The sequence below is a fragment of the Pontibacter mucosus genome (assembly GCF_003054055.1).
Classification (GTDB): Bacteria; Bacteroidota; Bacteroidia; order Cytophagales; family Hymenobacteraceae; genus Pontibacter; species Pontibacter mucosus.
On sequence record NZ_QBKI01000001.1, the window covers coordinates 609293 to 625743 of the forward strand.

The following is a 16451-nucleotide window of genomic DNA, read 5'->3' on the forward strand; positions in this document are numbered from 1 at the left end:
CTATGCCGGCTCAGGCTGTTTTATACTTTTGGCTTGCCTGTGGTTCTCTATCCGTAAAGGTAGTACAAAAGTTAACGCGATTTGTTTAAAAGTAGTGCTTTGATGGCACCCGATTAATCGGGGGGACTACTTTTCTGTGCATTTTGCTTACACAATACCAGCTCCGTTACCTCTACCGCCGACATAACGATGCCCTCTATGCGCAGGTTGGCATCCAAAAGGGGCTGAAACTGAAGGTTGAAATACGCGTCTTCGCAGGCCGAACCGTAGTGCCGCGTAATCGGCAGTTTGATTTCCTTGTAGCTTACCGGCTCCTGCTGCTGGTATACTTTGTCCAGCACCTCCGGGTAGTTGATTGGCTCTGTTTCAGGCCAGATCTCCCGCGCGGGCTTGCTCAGGTAGTGCCGGTTGCCGTAGATCTGGTAAATGCCGTGGGTGGCGTAGCGGCAGGTATGATCCGGCCCCATCAGCAGGCAAAGGTGAGCCGGCAGCAGGTTCAGGATGTTGGTGATCTGCTGGTCTTTCAGCTGAATCTGCGTAATGGCCTCCCGCAACTCGTCTACATCCGTAAGCGTGCCGATCCAGAACTTTACCTTGCCCTGCTCGTCGTACATCGGCACACTCCTGTCCAGGAACCAGCGGTACTGCCCGTCGATGTGGCTACGGATGCGGTACTCCTGCTCAAACACATGCCCGAACCTGGTTGCCTCGTTCCAGGACGTGAGTACATGAGCCGAGTCTTCGGGGTGAACGGCGTTGCTCCAGCCGTCTACCTGCCCTTTCGGGATCCCGGTATACTCGTACCAGTTGCCGTTAAAGTAGATGAGCCGCCCCTTGGCATCGGCCATGAAGGAGATGTAGGGCTGCTTCTCCAGCAGGTGCCAGAAGCGCTCGTTGGTTTCCTTCAGCGTCTCTTCCGACTGCTTGCTCTCGGTCAGGTCGATCATGGCGCCCACTTGCCGGACAGGTTTTTTGTTGTCGTCGTAGATGAAGTATCCCTGGTCCAGCACATAGGCGTAGGTGCCGTTTGCTTTCCGGAAACGGTACTCGCAGGACCAGTATTTGTGCCCGGCCTCGGCAGCCTGTCGCAGGCTCTCCAGTGCGGCGGCGGCATCGTCCGGGTGTACCCTGCTCAACCAGCCCTTGTTGCCCGTGTTTGGCTGGCCCATCTCCTCGGGCGAGTAGCCAAAGGCCTCCTTTAAATTGACACCCCAGCTCATCCTGTTGTTCTCTATGTCGTAGTCCCAGGTAACGGCATGCAGGGTATTGGTCAACATCGACAGGCGCTCCCTGTTTTGCTCGTTTAGCTGCTCCTGTAGTACGGTGGCCGTCACATCGCGGGCTTCCTGCAGGATGTACACCAAGTTACCGGCCGGATCAAGGATAGGGGTGTGGCCCGTGCGCCAATACCTGCGCTCAAAGCCGCCCTCCTGCAGCGGAACATCATAGCGCACGACGGGCATCATGTGTGGCTTCTTGTTGGCCAAGACAAAGTTCACAGATGCCATCACGTTCTGTTTGCTGTGTTCGTCTGTTTTTTCGGGGTTTTCAGGGAAGGTGTCCAAAATGTGTTTCCCGACAATTTCCTCTATCTTAAAGTGGGATGTGTCGGCGTATAGTCTGGTGGCATCCAGCACCTTCAGCTCCGGGGACATGAGCAGGTATAAGCCAGGCAATGCTCTGAACACAAGGGCAAAGTCTGGGGAAAGTTGGTTATCGGTTGATGGCATGGAGTAGCGGACTTTAAAATCAGGGTCTAATCATCAGATCAGAGTAGTATACGATCCGGGGAAATAAAAAACTGCCTGGGGCGGCACCTCTTTTTTAAAGGATGCTGCCCCAGGCAGTTCTAGCCGTATAGCAGCGAATTTATACTTTGGCTGCTGCCATTTCCTTCACGCCAAATCCTTCGAACACTTCTTTGGCATCTTTTATACTTTGGATGTCCTCCACGATCACGATCAGCTTGTCCTTGGCTTCCTTCAGGCGGGAGCGGCGCGGATGTTGCTGCACATACTTCAGGATATTGCCAAACACGTCTGACTGGAAGTACTTGTCGTTGTTCTCGCTGGGCAGGTGGCCTTTCATTGTTTCCTTTTTGATGGTGAGCTTCTCGAAGCCCAGCTGCTGTGCCTGCCAGCGCAGTTTCACGATCTCCACCAGCTGCTGCACCTGCTCCGGCATCGGCCCGAAACGGTCCACGATACTGGCGCAGATTTTCTCGAGCTCATCCATGCTTTTCACGCTGTCGAGCTTGCTGTAGAGGTTGAGGCGTTCGGAGATGTTACCCACGTAAGTCTCCGGAATCAGCACCTCCATGTCCGTCTCAATGTTGCACTCGCGCACCGGCTCGATGAACTCCTCCAGGTTGTGGCCCAGGAAAAGCTCCCGGAACTCCGTCTCCTTCAGCTCCTTGATGGCGTCGTCGAGCACCTGGTGGTACATCTCGAAGCCCAGGTCGGAGATAAAGCCGCTTTGCTCGCCGCCCAACAGGTTACCAGCCCCACGGATATCAAGGTCGCGCATGGCGATTTTAAAGCCCTCGCCCAAATCGGAGAACTCTTCCAGGGTGCTCAGGCGCTTGCGGGCATCGGTCGGCAGACCGGCCACGGGCGGGGTAAGCAGGTAGCAGTAAGCTTTTTTATTCGAGCGGCCCACGCGCCCGCGCATCTGGTGCAGGTCCGACAAACCGAACATGTGCGCCCGGTTGATGATGATGGTATTGGCGTTCTCAATGTCCAGGCCCGACTCGATGATGTTGGTACTTACCAGCACGTCATACTCGCCGTTCACGAACTTCATCATGCGTTTTTCGAGTGTTTCGGGGTCCATCTGGCCATGGGCGTAGGTTACCTTGGCGTCCGGCACCTGGCGCAGGATCATGTCGGCCATTTCTTCGATGTCCTTGATGCGGTTGTGCACGAAGAAGACCTGCCCGCCGCGCTTCATCTCGTTCACCACAGCGTCGCGAATCAGCACCTCGTCGAACACGTGCAGTTCTGTTTTTACCGGCTGGCGGTTTGGCGGCGGCGTAGCGATAACCGAAAGGTCGCGTGCGCCCATCAGCGAGAAGTGCAGCGTGCGCGGGATCGGGGTGGCAGTCAGCGTGAGGGTATCCACGTTCACGCGCATCTCCTTTAGCTTGTCTTTCGTCTTCACGCCAAACTTCTGCTCCTCGTCTATCACCAGCAAGCCCAGGTCCTTGAATTTCACGTCCTTGCTCACGATGCGGTGCGTACCGATCAAAATATCCACCTTGCCCTCGGCCACGCGCTTCAGGGTTTCTTTTGTATCCTTGGCCGTTTTAAAGCGGTTGATGTAGTCCACTGTAATCGGGAACTGCTCCAGCCTGTCGCGGAAGGTGCGGAAGTGCTGCATGGCAAGTATAGTTGTGGGCACCAGCACGGCCACCTGCTTGCCGTCGCAGGCCGCTTTGAAGGCAGCGCGAATGGCCACCTCGGTTTTGCCGAAGCCCACGTCGCCGCACACCAGGCGGTCCATCGGGTGCGGCTGCTCCATGTCGGCCTTTACATCCTCGGTAGATTTTGCCTGGTCAGGAGTATCCTCGTAAATAAACGACGATTCCAGCTCGGCCTGCAGGAAGCCGTCTTTAGAATAGGCGTAGCCCGGCGCGGCCTTGCGCTTGGCGTACAGGCTGATGAGCTCGTGGGCAATATCTTTTACCTTGCTCTTTACCTTCTTCTTCTTGTTCTCCCACTCCGGCGAGCCCAGCTTGCTCATACTTGGCGGACCGCCTTCCTTGCCGCTATACTTGGAGATCTTGTGCAGCGAGTGAATGCTGACATAGAGCAAATCGTCGTCGCGGTATACCAGGCGAATCGCTTCCTGCAAACGGCCGCCCACTTCCACTTTCTCCAGGCCGGCAAAGCGGCCGATGCCGTAGTCTACGTGCGTGATGTAGTCGCCGGGCTGCAGCGAGCGCAGCTCTTTCAGCGTCATGGCCTTTTGCTTGGAGTGCCCGGTTTTGGCTTTGTGCTGATAAAAGCGGTCGAAGAGTTGGTGGTCGGTGTAGCAGGTCAGCTTTAAGGTATGGTCGATGAAGCCCTCGCGCAGTGAAATGCCCAGGTGCTGGAACCGCACGTCGTGGTCCAGCTCGTCGAAGATCATGGTCAGGCGGTTCACCTGGCGCGGTGAGTCGGTGGCGATGATGTTCACGAACCCGTCGCCCTGGTGCTCGTGCAGGTCCTTTACCAGTCGCTTGAAATCCTTGTTAAACGAAGGCTGCGGCTTGGCCTGCAGTTGTATTACCTCGGCAGATTTAAAGTGAAAGCGCTTGCCGATCTCCACCACGTTGAAGTTGTCGAGTAGCTTTTTGAACTGCTTCGGCGTCTGGAACAGCTGCTCCGGGTCCGACACGATCTGAGTGCCGCCGCTGCCGGCCATCATCTTCTCGAAGTTGTGCGAAGCCTTGTCGAAGTACTCCTCAATCACGTCCAGTGTCAGGCGCACGTCCTTAAACCAGAGGTTGGTGTTCTTCGGCAGGAAGTCCAGAAAAGCTTCGCGCGTTTCCTGCAGCAGCTTCGTCTGTACGTTGGGGATGATGGAGATGGATTTCTTCGTCTCCACCGATAGCTGCGTGTCCGGATCGAAGGTTCTTATACTTTCAATCTCGTCGCCGAAAAGCTCGATGCGATAGGGCAGGTCGTTGGCGTAAGAGAATACGTCCACAATGCCACCGCGCACGGCGTACTGGCCCGCCTCGTACACAAACTCGGTGCGCTCAAAGCCATACTCGGCCAGCATCTCGCTCAGGAAGTTCACATCCAGCTTGGCACCCACCTTCGCGCCCAGCGTGTTCTCTACCAGCGATTTCTTGTTGATTACCTTTTCGGTCAGCGCCTCAGGATATGTCACGATCAACTCACCTTTTTCCGATTTTGAGTTGAGGCGGTTGAGCACCTCGGCGCGCATGAGGATGTTGGCATTCTCGGTATCGTCGAAGCTGTAAGGGCGCTTGTAGGACGTCGGGAAAAGCAGAATTTCCTTCTCTTCGCCGAGCAGGTTTTTGAGGTCGGTATAAAAATAAGCAGCCTCCTCCTTGTCGTGCATCACGAAGAGTTGGTGCTGCGGATTTAAAGTATAAACTGCCGAAGCCATGACGGCGTCCAGGCTGCCTGCCATGCCTTTGAGCTGCAGGCGGTAAGGTTCTTTGGCCTTGAGGCGTTCGGCAATGGTCTGCACCACGCTGTCGAGGCGGTAGAGTTCTAAAAAGTCAGTTACTTTCATTCAGGTCTATCACGAAACAACAAAGGCAGAACACAGGACTTTTGCCAAGTCGCGTTCTGCTACTTCTTTATCACAAAGATACTACATGTTAATGGTTTATTAGAACACTGAGCAGGAGGAGAAGGTTGCGGGGGAAGGGAATTTATTGGGTGAGTAGGTTGCACCAGCCTAAAGTATGAAAATGGTGCTAAAGATACTTTAGCATCCAAAGCTGTATTATGATTAGAATTATATTCATGACCGTAGCATTCAGCAGTTGCTCTTTATTATGCCGCATGGCTATTCCGAGAATGGCTATCAAACCAAATGTAATAGGTACAAATATGAAAGAGCCAAACATACTCGCACCTTGCCGTAACTCCCTTTCCTCACCATCAATTTTTACATGGGCAGTTCTCACAATTTTAAATATCCGGGTAGTAACCAAGCGAGCCGAGTCAGCTTCCTTTGGGCTAAATCGTTGCGCTTTGTGATAAGCGTACCGGTTATTCTCAGTATGAAGGATGATGTTGTCCAATTGAGTTGTGAAGCTACGGCTACTGAATCTAGAGCGTCCAGTATGGTATAGTTCCTGTCTGGAGAGTATCTTTTCAGTGTAGATTCTATGTGGCAAAACAAAAACGTCAAGAAGGGCAACTACCACAAATAGTAAGCAGCCGGCGTTAAACCATCTGAAGAATTGTAAAGCGGGTGCGGGTAGTTTATCAGCATATGCCATGTTCTGGCAATATATGAAGACAGGTATAAATATTCATCTCTTAATGCCCGCTCTTTCGGATTTGCAATCCGAAAGCACTTCCTGCGAGGATTTGTAATCCGACTCCTACAGTGGCATTAGTTAAGCATGTAGGCATACATTACTACCAGATACTCTGCGTACAACTTGATAGTTCTTGTAGGGACAGGTCGCGACCTGTCCGAATCGTGCACAGGCATTTATTCCTGATAATTTTATCTGAACCAGGATTTTCAGCATCTGGCATTGCTACATTAACTGTCCCTCTTTCATCGTTCGGCCTATCGCGCGGACAGGTCGCGACCTGTCCCTACAGGGGGATTTCTAATTCAATCAAATGGAGGTTGCTGCCGTATACTTTCCTCATGAAATGGCCAGAGCGGAAACAGAACAGGTTAAATGGCTTCGACTACAGCAAGGATGCGCTATACTTTGTAACCTCCTGTGTGCAGGATAAAGCATGTGTATTTGGCGAGGTGGTGAACGAAATCATGCAGCTAAACAAGTATGGCTTTATTGCAGAACAGCAATGGACCTGGCTTGAGGAACAATATCCATATGTGGTGCTTCATGCTTTTGTGGTAATGCCAAACCATGTGCATGGTATCCTGGAAATTGACCGTGATGCTGTAGGGACAGGTCGCGACCTGTCCACGCTAGGACCTGCAGGAGAAACAGGAATGTTCTCTTCCTCGTCTCCCCAAATTAAAACCCTGTCGCAACTGATTGGGGCTTACAAGACCACCACTACTAAACTAATAAAGGCAGCAGGACTAACAGACTTTTCCTGGCAGCGATCCTTTCATGACCACATCATTCGGAATGAGAAGGCTTATTGCAAGATCAGGGACTATATTCTGAGCAACCCTGAAAAATGGCCTGAAGATGTGTTTTACCAGCAAGTATAAATCCTACTTCAACAGCACCCGGATCATCTGCGGGTCGTTTTGCAGGGTGCGGAGGTTTTGTTTTAGCTGCTCCAGTTCCTGGTTCAGGTCTTCTTTGGCGGATTTGAACTTCTGGTCCATCTGTTTGGGAGTGCCGCAGAAACGGGTGTAAAAGCCGGCGTTCGGGCCAGTTACAAAATCATGCAGCTCTGATTTTAGCTCCTCAACCTGGTCGGTCAGAATCTTTACATAATACTGCAGTTGCTCGTCGGGCAGGGTATCCAGTGCCTGGCCTTGTTCCTGCATAAACTCTAGCTGCAGGCGCAGCAGCTCAAAAAAGTCGTCGTGGTGGTAGGCTTGGGTAACACGTTTCATGGCTTCTTCCTTCCAGGCGCGCTTGGTTTCGTCCTGCTCCCGGTCGGGGTGCAGTTGCTTGGCCAGCTCGGTATACACGCGGCGGCTGGCTTTGCTGATGTTGCTGAGCTCGGCTTTTGCCTGGGCTTCTTTGGCTAGCTGCGCTTTGGTTTTGCGGCTTTTCTGGCGGTTTTGCTTTTCCCGTTCCCTTTGCTCCATTTCCCGGTCCAGTTGGGCCTGTATGCGCTCAAAATCATCCAGGTCCTCAAATGCATCTTCTATTTCCGGCTCCTCAAGTATAACCTCCTCCAAATCTTCTGCTGCAAAGGAGGTGCGTTCGGCATACGTAAACTCGGCATACTTGTCGTGTAGCTCTACCATGTCCTGACGCTCGTAGCTGGAGATCAGGTCAAAGGTGATGTTTTCAATCAGGGCTGCCAGTTTCTCTTTTTCGCGGAAGCTGAAGAACGCAAGGGCATATGCCTCATCTAGTATGTAGGCCAGCTCCACGCGTTTTTCCAGTTGCTGCTCAATGATGGGGCGCAGTTCTTTTTCGATGCGCTTCTGGGCCAGGTTTATACTTTCACGCCGGGCAGTTAGCTCCTGCTTCAGTTGCTCAATCTGCTCCGTTTTCTGGTTAAACTCCTGCTGCAGCTTGCTCAGTTTCCGGTTGGCAGGAGAGGTGATTTGTGGGGTGAGCGAGGGGACAGGTTTGTTGGAGCTTGGCATGCCAAAAGTATAAGAAGTATAGACTGAGTACGAAAGTATAAATTTTTATCGGGGGAGTAGAAAGCACAGGTTTATACTTTAGCTATACTTCAGAGCTCCTACAGCTGCCCATGCTGCGGGTCTTACCGGATCAGATCCACCTTGCGCTCCCCAATCTGCTGGCGCCACATGGCATAGTATAACCCCTTTTGTTCTACCAGTTCCACGTGGTTGCCCTGCTCCACAATCTTGCCGCGTTCCAGCACATAAATAGTGTCGGCGTGCATGATGGTGGAGAGGCGGTGGGCGATCAGGATGGTGATCTGCTCGCGCAGGGCCGATATTTCCCGCACGGTGGCTGTGATCTCTTCTTCGGTAAGGGAGTCGAGGGCGGAGGTGGCTTCGTCGAAGATGAGCAGGCGCGGGTTGCGGATTAGGGCGCGGGCAATGGAAAGGCGCTGCTTTTCCCCTCCCGACATTTTCAGGCCGCCCTCGCCTATCTGGGTATGGATGCCCTTCTCGGAGCGGGCCAGCAGGTTTGTAGCCGATGCTTTTCGCATGGCGGTTAGCACTTCCTCGTCGGTGGCGTCGGGCTTTACGTATTGCAGGTTCTCTTTGATGGTGCCCGAAAACAGGTTGGTCTCCTGCGTTACAAAGCCCAGCTGGCGGCGCGCCTCGTTCAGCCAGATTTCTTTTACGGGCGTGCCGTTGTAGTATATCTCCCCGCTATCAGGCAAGTATAAACCCACCAGCAGCTTTACCAGCGTGGATTTTCCCGAGCCCGATGGCCCCACAAAGGCAATGGTGTCGCCCGTGTTGGCCTCAAACGAGATGCCGTCCACGGAGTTCTGCGGCGCGCCCTTGTGCCGGAAAACCACGTCCTCAAAGCGCAGTTGCTGCAAAGGCCCCACATCAATGGCCGACTCCGGCCGTGTCTCCACAGGCTTGTTCATCAGCTCGTCGAAGTTATGCAGGGAGGCCTCGGCTTCGCGGTAGGTAAGTATGATGGTGCCCATTTCCTGCAGCGGCCCGAAGATACTTACCGAGATAAACTGCATCGAGATAAGCTCGCCGGTGGAGAGCACATCCCGGAAAATGAGCCAGAGTAGCGTGAAAAGTATGGATTGCTTGAGCAGGTTGAGGGCAGTGCCCTGCAGGAAAGACAGCGTGCGCACCCGCTTCACTTTCTCCATCTCTAGCTCGAAAATCCGCTCGGTGTGCGCGCGCAGCCGCCTTATTTCAGGGTAGGTCAGGCCCAGGCTCTTTACCAGCTCAATATTGCGCAGCGATTCCGTTATCACCCCCGACATCTTGTTCGTGGCCCTGTTGATGGAGCGTTGCATGGTTTTAATTTTAGCACTAAGTATACTTGTCAGGCCGCCCAGCACCACCATCCCAATTAAAAATATCGGCACCAGCGCCCAGTGCTTTGTTACTGCATACCACACCAGAAAGCCGACTCCTACCAAAGACGAAAACAGGATGTTGATAAACGAGTTGATGAAGCGCTCGGTATCGCGGCGCACCCGCTGCAGGATGGAAAGCGTTTCGCCGCTGTTCTGGTCGGCATACTCCTGGTAGGAGAGGCGCAGCGTTTGCTTAAGGCCGTCGTTAAATATCTGCACCCCAAATTTCTGCACCACCAGGTTGGTAAAGTACTCCTGAAACGCCTTGGCCAAACGTGAGAGCAACGCCACCGCCACGGCCAGCAACATCAGCCACAAGGCACCTTTTACCCGTTCTTCGCTCGTCATGGTAAAGGGTGGCGTGGCGTAATTGTCGATGATCTTGCCGAAGATGATGGGATCGACCAGAGCCAGCACCTGGCTTATGCCGGCAAGTATGAGCGAAAGTATAACCAGCCCGCGGTGGGGCTGCAGGTAGTTCCAGAGAACGCGCATTCATGGGAGGTTTTGTACGGCTTATACGTACGGGCGGTGTGGGGAGTGGGTGCATCCGGCTTGTGGCCCGGGGAAAGTACACTGGCAGGCCGGAGGTAAAAACAGCGCGGGCGGGCAGAGCTGGAAAGAATAAAAAAGCGCCTGAAGCCGTAGCTCCAGGCGCTTATCTATACTTTTATACTTTGTGCTTAATCCCAGTAGGCAGGCTCAGTCACTTCTTTGCCATCCGCTGAGAACACTACTTTTTTATCCTGGCCTTTCTGGTCGAGCTCCACCTGGTAATAGGTTTTGCCGTCTTTTTCTACTTGCTCCATATCATCCAGGCGCATGCCTTTGTATTGCTGGGCAATGGCTGTGGTGATAGCCTCAGGCAGGTCTTTCTTCATGATGTCGCGTCTGGTCATGAGTATCTTGCCGGACGGGTCAATCATGGCGGCGTGGTCGATGCGGTCTACATCAAAATCAGCCTCGTAGTTTTCGCCGTGCTTTTCCCATTCCAGGTCGGTGGCATTAGCATATTTCTGGGTTAAGGCAGCCGATACTGCCTGTGGCACATCCTTGGCGGCAACGTCCTGTGCCTGGGCGGCTATAACCGAAGCTCCAACAAGGGCAAATCCAACTAATATCTTCTTCATGGTTCTTAGCTTTTAGTTTAAAATGGTTGAGGTACAAACGTACGCTTCGAATCTGAAGAAAATCTGAACTATGTGGTTGATTGGTAAATAGATGTGGGAATTTATACTTTGTCGTTGCCCTGAAAGCCACTTTGTACAGGCATACCGTCCGGGTTGAAAAACTGCAATTGCTGCCGTGGGTACACAGGTATGATTCGGCCGCGGTATTCGGGTTTGGCTGTTTCTATGGTAAGGCGCAGCGACAATTCACTCTTCCATTTACGGCGCTCCCGGGCACCCACCAGGTAACGGATGATGATGTTGGTCCAGGACTCTTCCAGAGAAATGAAAACCTGCGGCTTTTCTGCGATGTTGAAATCGAGGCCGGCACGTTCGAGTAGTGCCGTATATTCCCTGGCAGGTTCTACCATATAATCGCCCAGCAGTTCCTCGGCCACCCCTCCGATTACCTCCAGCGAGAGCGGAATATCCGACTCGTTAGCCACGCCAAAAGCCAGCTCATCCCATACATAAGGAAAGTCGCGGGTGAGGTTGATGACCGTGCCGGTGAGAATCTCGTTGTTGGGGAAAGTAACCAGCCGCCCGGTAGGCTGCTCTGCCATCACAAAGCCCGGCTGGTACGGTGCCCCAATCTCCCACACCGTAGTGGTCAGGAAATCGATGTGGTACACATCGCCAAAAACATCGCCCACACGCACCCGGTCGCCCACGCGGTAATAGCCCTGAAAGGAGTTGAGCAGCCAGCCCGTAAAGCTTTCAATAGGTGTCTGCAACGACCACGACAGTGCCAGGCCAATTAAACCCAGTGAGCCCAGCATGGCCCGGATATCGCCGGCCACCACACTAATGGCAATGCCTATCGCCAGCAGCCATATGGCAATGGAGAAGAGGGAGATGATAGCGTTGGAGCGTTCCCAGCGGCCTAAAATCTTCTGAAGCAGCAGCCGGAGCAGGCGCACCGCTCCCCAGGCCAGCACCAAGGTGCCGAGGGCAATCAGCATCTTGGGCAGGTTGTAAAAAAAGCTGTCCCACATACTTTGCAGGGCGCTGATGGCCTCGTCGGCGGCCTCTTTCGAGGACAGTACCTGCGTGGTGTCTTTAGCCGCAACGGAATCCGGGGAAAGCAAATCGGATACGGCCACCTTCTCTATCACCGCTACCGTGTCAATGGTGTCCTGCTCTCCGCCCTGGGCCAGCCCTGCCTCGCTGGGGGCAAACAGCAGCATCATGAAGCCTGTAACAGCCACGGCCAGAATGGTGGCTTGCCGGAAGCTTTTCAGTCTGTTTCTGGCGCCTTGCACCGCAGAGCCGCTTCTTACCCGTTGGCGCCGGCGGGTCTTGCGGATATACTTCCCGGCGGACTGGGGGCTACGGTTTGTGCTGTAAGCTTGGTCAGGTGCTGCGGAGTAGCGGGCTCTGCCGTACGTGGGCTTGCGCGACGTTGAGCGGCCGGGTCTTCCGGGGTTCCTGTTATCGTAGTTAGATGATGGCATGGGCAATGGCTGCTTTCAAGTATACTTCTTCCCCTATACGCAGGTTGCTGCTGGTGTTCTGGTGCCGGCTCCTTTACCTGCGTTTATACTTTAGAGGATTTGCTCAATCTATACTTATACCTGCAGCGGCTTTTTACGTATTCATGCCTTGAACTAAAACTATACTATTATGAACAAATCAAATCTAACGACACTGTGCATGCTGTTTGTGTGCATGCTGATGTCCTTTAGTGTAATGGCGCAGGACACAAAGCCGAAAGCCAGCCCGGCGGCTAAAGCCGAGGGTAAGATAGGCGATGTAAACGTAACCGTTAACTACAGCAGCCCATCGGTAAAAGACCGCAACATCTGGGGCGGCCTGGTGCCTTACGGGCAGGTGTGGCGCTCCGGGGCCAACGAGGCGACCACCGTCACTTTTGATAAAGACGTGATGGTGGAAGGCCAGAAACTGGCGGCCGGTACCTACAGCTTCTATACTTTGCCCAGCGAGGAGGAGTGGACCGTGATCTTCAACAAAAAGGCGAAGCAATGGGGCACGCAGTATGACGAGAAAGAGGATGCCCTGCGCGTAAAGGTTACGCCACGCAAATCCGGCCAGATGAACGAGCGCCTGAAGTATGATGTGACGAAGGAGGGCTTGTTGCTGAGCTGGGAGAACCTGGAAGTGCCGGTGAAGATCACGGCTGGTAAATAAGGTTGGTATAAGCCATGAGCACAGGGGCAGTTGCATTGTAGCAGCTGCCCCTGTTTATTATACTTTATACTTTCTCTGGCGCAAGCGTCCGCTTGTGCCTTCCATGAACCGCCGCTTCCCCTGCTGGCGCGAGCTTGCAGCTCGTGCCTACGATGAGGTTGGGTTTACCCGAAATGCTTCGGGACAGGGCAGCCCGGTTGGCTAGAAAAGCCATACTTATACTTGCTGATTTATACTTGCCGGCCATACTTTCATAGTTGCTGCTTCCTTCCATTTGAACCAAGCTATCCTTACTAGCTACGGTTCCTCCTCCAGGCTTACTTAAGCTATTGTTTCATTTCTGGCTTTGGTGCCCTCCCAGGCCGGGAGGCCTCGCCTTCGGGCATCGCACTGTGTACATTTCCTGCCCTCGTTCCTCGGGCTGCCTGCGGCACCGGAAATCTACAAGGCGCTCAACCCAAAGGCTGGGATAAATTCGATAGCCGCTGCTGACGGAGCTTCAGCCAAAGTCCCCCTTTGAAGGGGGTATGGGGATGTAATCGTCTGCAGGCAATTCCCCACTCTGGATGGGGCTGGGGTGGGATTATACTTGGTAGGGACAGGTCGCGACCTGTCCGCGCGAAACCAGTAACTATAAAACCTATACTTCAGCATCAGCAGTAGCAGACTCCCCTCCTTGGATAAGGAGGGGTAGGGGTGGTTGGACCCGGTACTTTTAAATATCCCTCCCAAAACCTCCCAAAATCAAAGTATAAACCCGTGTTGTTTCCGAGCTGCCGTTTCTGTACTTTTCTATTTGCAAAGCCCAAGGCCTATGAAACAGAACATCACCCGGGAGCTGATTTACAGCATTGCGCGGCACAGCAACTGGCAGGCAGCCGGTATCGAGCGCAAACTCCGGAGCGAGGGGCTCTACGCCACCCCCCGCAACTGGGCTACTTTTGCCCGGCTGTTTTTGCTGGGCACGGGTGCGAGTTTTACGCTGGCGGGCATCGTCTTCTTTTTCGCCTACAATTGGACCGACATGCACAAGTTCGTGAAGCTGGGCCTGCTGCAGTTCCTGCTGCTGGCTATCACTTTTGCCGCGCTGGTGCCCAGGTTCAGCAAAACCATCCGGAACGTGCTGCTCACGGCCAGCGCCGTGCTGGTGGGTGTGCTGTTCGCTGTGTATGGGCAGATCTACCAAACCGGAGCCAACGCCTTCGACTTTTTCTGGGGCTGGACCTACTGCGTGGTGCTGTGGGTGCTGGTGGCAAACTTTCAGCCCTTGTGGTTTATTTTTCTGGCGCTGCTCAATACCACGTTTATACTTTACACGCAGCAGGTTGCCACGCATTGGAGCTTTGCGCTGGTGCTGGATGCGTTGTTTATACTTAACGCCGTGGCCGTAGTGGTGTGGGAGGCGCTGGAGGCAAAAGGAAAGGTAAATGTGCAGCACAGGTGGTTCCCGCGGATTGTGGGGCTGGCAGCGATTGTATTTATCACTATCAGCATGATCTCGCTCCTCTATAACAACTTTAATGATTTCAGGGAAGACTACGGGTTGGCGCTCCTTCTGGGCTTCGGCATGTATGGCGCGGCCATCTGGTACGGCATGCGGAAGCGCGAGCTGTTCTACCTCACGGCTGTACCCTTTAGCGCCATCGCTTTTTTCACCGCGCTCATCATCAGAATCGGGGAGAACCTGCCGGAGCTGATGCTGATGCTGGCCACGGTATTTGTGATTGGCAGTATTACTTTACTGGTGCAGTATCTGGGCAACCTTTACCGACAGTGGCATGGTTAATAACGACAACACACCGCTCGACGCGCTGCTGCAGGAGATAGCGCAGGAGCAGCCCGGCTTCACCTACGACCGGGACAGCATGGTGGCGGAAAACACCTTCACGGCCTCGCTGCTGAAGCGCGTGCCCATGAAGGCTCTCTCCATTCTGGGTGGTTTGCTTGGGATGAGTACGTTTATCGGATTTCTGCTGGCGGCAGGCTTGTATAACTCCGGCTTTGGGATGCTCTTCTTTGGCCTGTGCTGCTTGGTGGGAGCGGAGTTGCTTATCCGGACGAACAAAGAAGGCGCAGGAGATTCTATCGGCGTTTCGCTCTATATCACAGGGTACGCGCTGCTGGCTGTGGGCGTCGGGCAGCTTACGGACGGTATCACGGGGGCGGCGCTGGCGCTGGCTTGCGCATCGGTAGTGGCCATCGCTGTTTCAGTGAGTGCGATGGGGGTGTTTATTGCGGTGCTGGTACTGAACGGAAGCCTGCTGAGCCTGATCTTCAGCCACGAAGTATACCCGCTCACGCACGGCCTGATTGCTTTGCTTGCCCTTGTTCTTACTTACCTGAGCCTGAACGAGGCCAGGCTGATTGCCGCCTCCCGCCGCTTTGCGCTGGTGCTGGGGCCGGTACGGATGGGCGTGATTTTTTCGCTGGTGATCACGCTGGCGCTGTTTGTGCATCAGAAGTTTTTCTCCACCACCATCACCTACTTCTGGGTATCCAGTCTCATTCTGATTGCCTGCCTGCTGCTGCTCGTGTACCGTGTGCTGCGCGATGTGGTTATATTTAGCCCGAAGACAAAGCTGGTGATTTATACTTGCGCGGTGCTCCTGCTGGCGCCGTTTATACTGACGCCGTCGGTGCCGGGGGCGCTGCTTATACTGCTGGCCAGCTTTTACATTGGCCACAAACCTGGTTTCTGGGTGGGGCTGCTGGCGCTCGCCTACTTCATCATCCTTTACTACTACGACCTGAACATGACGCTGCTGGCCAAGTCCGGGGTGCTGGTGGCAAGTGGGCTGCTGTTTTTGGGCGGCTTTATACTTCTCAACAATTACCTTAAAAGCCATGTGGACTAAACGCACAATCATCATACTTGCCAACCTGGTGCTGCTGCTGGTGATGTTTAACTTCTCGGTATCGGAAAAGGAGGAGGTGCTGGAAAACGGCGAGATGGTGCTGCTGAAACTGGCCCCCGTAGACCCGCGCTCGCTCATGCAGGGCGACTACATGCGCCTGAGTTACGCCATCAGCCAAACAGAGGAGCTGGACAAGCTGCCTGCCAGAGGCTACGCGGTCGTAAAGCTCGATTCGCAGCAGGTGGCGCACCTTGTCCGTTATCAGGAAGAAAAAACACCGCTGCACCCACAGGAGCACCTGCTAAAGTATACCAAAGGCGAATGGAGCATTAACCTAGGCGCAGAGTCATACTTTTTTGAGGAGGGCCAGGCCAAGACATTTGAAGCAGCCGAGTATGGCGGGTTGAAGATAGATGAAAAAGGCAATAGCATCCTTATCGGGCTGTATGATGCACAGCGAAAGCTGATACTGCCGGAGCGGAAGTAATAGTTTACTACTTCTGTTCTGAGTATATCGGCTTCGTATAAGGCATGCTTTATACTTCTGCTATACTTTATACTTGCCGGCTTATACTTTCATAGCCACCGCTTCCTTCCACTGGAACCAAGCTATCTTTGTTAGCGGCCGTTCATCCTCTAGACTTACATATGCTACTGTTGCATTTATACTTTCTGCCCTCAAGGCCGGGAGGTCTCGCCTTCGGGCATCGCGCTGTCTACATTTCCTTTGCTACCCTTCGGTCGCAATGCCCTTAGCGGGCACCGGAAATCTACAAGGCGCTCAACCCAAAGGCTGGGAAGCAGTTCGATAGCCACTGCTTTTTGTCATCTCGACCTTTGGGAGAGATCTGAAGAGAATTCCCGATAGATCTCTCGCGCTGCTCGAGATGACAAAGAGTGTGGCAAGTATAAATTCCCCTCCGAGGAGGGGCAGGGGTGGG

At 53.7% G+C, this 16451-nt stretch carries 12 protein-coding genes; 5 read left to right on the forward strand and 7 right to left on the reverse strand.

The window, feature by feature from the left end; genetic code table 11:
- Positions 1–113: 113 nt before the first annotated feature.
- Both C8N40_RS02750 and mfd read right to left on the reverse strand, forming a co-directional pair.
- Complete coding sequence (locus C8N40_RS02750; RefSeq protein WP_108210239.1) at positions 114–1730, reverse strand: PAS domain-containing protein; 1617 nt, start codon at positions 1728–1730, stop codon at positions 114–116.
- A gap of 139 nt (positions 1731–1869) precedes the next feature.
- Positions 1870–5247 carry a transcription-repair coupling factor gene (mfd, locus tag C8N40_RS02755; protein WP_108210240.1) on the reverse strand — a complete coding sequence of 1126 codons (3378 nt, stop codon included), beginning with the start codon at positions 5245–5247 and terminating at the stop codon, positions 1870–1872.
- 1101 nt (positions 5248–6348) lie between these two features.
- Between mfd and C8N40_RS02765 the strand changes: the two genes are divergently transcribed.
- Positions 6349–6891 carry a transposase gene (locus C8N40_RS02765; RefSeq protein ID WP_108210242.1) on the forward strand — a complete coding sequence of 181 codons (543 nt, stop codon included), beginning with the start codon at positions 6349–6351 and terminating at the stop codon, positions 6889–6891.
- A gap of 3 nt (positions 6892–6894) precedes the next feature.
- Here C8N40_RS02765 and C8N40_RS02770 read toward each other — a convergent pair whose 3' ends face one another.
- The 4 genes from C8N40_RS02770 to C8N40_RS02785 all read right to left on the reverse strand — a co-directional run bounded on the left by C8N40_RS02770 (position 6895) and on the right by C8N40_RS02785 (position 11961).
- Entirely contained in the window at positions 6895–7953 is a 1059-nt protein-coding gene (locus tag C8N40_RS02770) for a coiled-coil domain-containing protein (RefSeq protein WP_108210243.1), read from the reverse strand.
- A 122-nt stretch (positions 7954–8075) separates the two neighbouring features.
- Positions 8076–9833 carry an ABC transporter ATP-binding protein gene (locus C8N40_RS02775; protein ID WP_108210244.1) on the reverse strand — a complete coding sequence of 586 codons (1758 nt, stop codon included), beginning with the start codon at positions 9831–9833 and terminating at the stop codon, positions 8076–8078.
- Between the two features lie 188 nt (positions 9834–10021).
- Positions 10022–10468 (reverse strand): PepSY-like domain-containing protein, encoded by a 447-nt coding sequence (locus C8N40_RS02780; RefSeq protein WP_108210245.1) that lies wholly within the window; start codon positions 10466–10468, stop codon positions 10022–10024.
- A 101-nt stretch (positions 10469–10569) separates the two neighbouring features.
- Positions 10570–11961 (reverse strand): mechanosensitive ion channel family protein, encoded by a 1392-nt coding sequence (locus C8N40_RS02785; protein ID WP_108210246.1) that lies wholly within the window; start codon positions 11959–11961, stop codon positions 10570–10572.
- Positions 11962–12130: 169 nt separating this feature from the next.
- On the opposite strand from C8N40_RS02785, the gene C8N40_RS02790 reads away from it, so the two are divergent.
- On the forward strand, positions 12131–12655 hold the full coding sequence (locus tag C8N40_RS02790; RefSeq protein ID WP_245904966.1) for a DUF2911 domain-containing protein: 525 nt from the start codon (positions 12131–12133) through the stop codon (positions 12653–12655).
- Between the two features lie 64 nt (positions 12656–12719).
- On the opposite strand, the gene C8N40_RS22385 is transcribed toward C8N40_RS02790, so the two are convergent.
- Positions 12720–12929 (reverse strand): hypothetical protein, encoded by a 210-nt coding sequence (locus C8N40_RS22385; RefSeq protein ID WP_146173498.1) that lies wholly within the window; start codon positions 12927–12929, stop codon positions 12720–12722.
- Between the two features lie 540 nt (positions 12930–13469).
- On the opposite strand from C8N40_RS22385, the gene C8N40_RS02795 reads away from it, so the two are divergent.
- From C8N40_RS02795 to C8N40_RS02805, 3 genes are read left to right on the forward strand one after another with little or no spacing between them, the layout of a single operon-like run.
- A complete protein-coding gene (locus C8N40_RS02795) occupies positions 13470–14441 on the forward strand; it encodes a DUF2157 domain-containing protein (RefSeq protein ID WP_108210247.1) in 972 nt (323 codons plus the stop codon).
- Positions 14434–15510, forward strand: coding sequence for a DUF4401 domain-containing protein (locus C8N40_RS02800; protein WP_108210248.1), 1077 nt, complete (start codon positions 14434–14436; stop codon positions 15508–15510). Before C8N40_RS02795 ends, C8N40_RS02800 begins: the two co-directional genes overlap by 8 nt.
- Positions 15500–15997: a GDYXXLXY domain-containing protein gene (locus C8N40_RS02805; RefSeq protein ID WP_108210249.1), complete on the forward strand. Its 498-nt coding sequence runs from the start codon at positions 15500–15502 to the stop codon at positions 15995–15997. The genes C8N40_RS02800 and C8N40_RS02805 overlap by 11 nt, the downstream gene beginning before the upstream one ends.
- The last annotated feature ends 454 nt before the right edge of the window (positions 15998–16451 follow it).

Excerpts from the sequence above, each read along its gene's own strand:
- C8N40_RS02750 (WP_108210239.1), bottom strand. The coding sequence starts at position 1,730 with ATGCCATCAACCGATAACCAACTTTCCCCAGACTTTGCCCTTGTGTTC.
- mfd (WP_108210240.1), bottom strand. The coding sequence starts at position 5,247 with ATGAAAGTAACTGACTTTTTAGAACTCTACCGCCTCGACAGCGTGGTG.
- C8N40_RS02765 (WP_108210242.1), top strand. The coding sequence starts at position 6,349 with ATGAAATGGCCAGAGCGGAAACAGAACAGGTTAAATGGCTTCGACTAC.
- C8N40_RS02770 (WP_108210243.1), bottom strand. The coding sequence starts at position 7,953 with ATGCCAAGCTCCAACAAACCTGTCCCCTCGCTCACCCCACAAATCACC.
- C8N40_RS02775 (WP_108210244.1), bottom strand. The coding sequence starts at position 9,833 with ATGCGCGTTCTCTGGAACTACCTGCAGCCCCACCGCGGGCTGGTTATA.
- C8N40_RS02780 (WP_108210245.1), bottom strand. The coding sequence starts at position 10,468 with ATGAAGAAGATATTAGTTGGATTTGCCCTTGTTGGAGCTTCGGTTATA.
- C8N40_RS02785 (WP_108210246.1), bottom strand. The coding sequence starts at position 11,961 with ATGCCATCATCTAACTACGATAACAGGAACCCCGGAAGACCCGGCCGC.
- C8N40_RS02790 (WP_245904966.1), top strand. The coding sequence starts at position 12,131 with ATGAACAAATCAAATCTAACGACACTGTGCATGCTGTTTGTGTGCATG.
- C8N40_RS22385 (WP_146173498.1), bottom strand. The coding sequence starts at position 12,929 with ATGGAAGGAAGCAGCAACTATGAAAGTATGGCCGGCAAGTATAAATCA.
- C8N40_RS02795 (WP_108210247.1), top strand. The coding sequence starts at position 13,470 with ATGAAACAGAACATCACCCGGGAGCTGATTTACAGCATTGCGCGGCAC.
- C8N40_RS02800 (WP_108210248.1), top strand. The coding sequence starts at position 14,434 with ATGGTTAATAACGACAACACACCGCTCGACGCGCTGCTGCAGGAGATA.
- C8N40_RS02805 (WP_108210249.1), top strand. The coding sequence starts at position 15,500 with ATGTGGACTAAACGCACAATCATCATACTTGCCAACCTGGTGCTGCTG.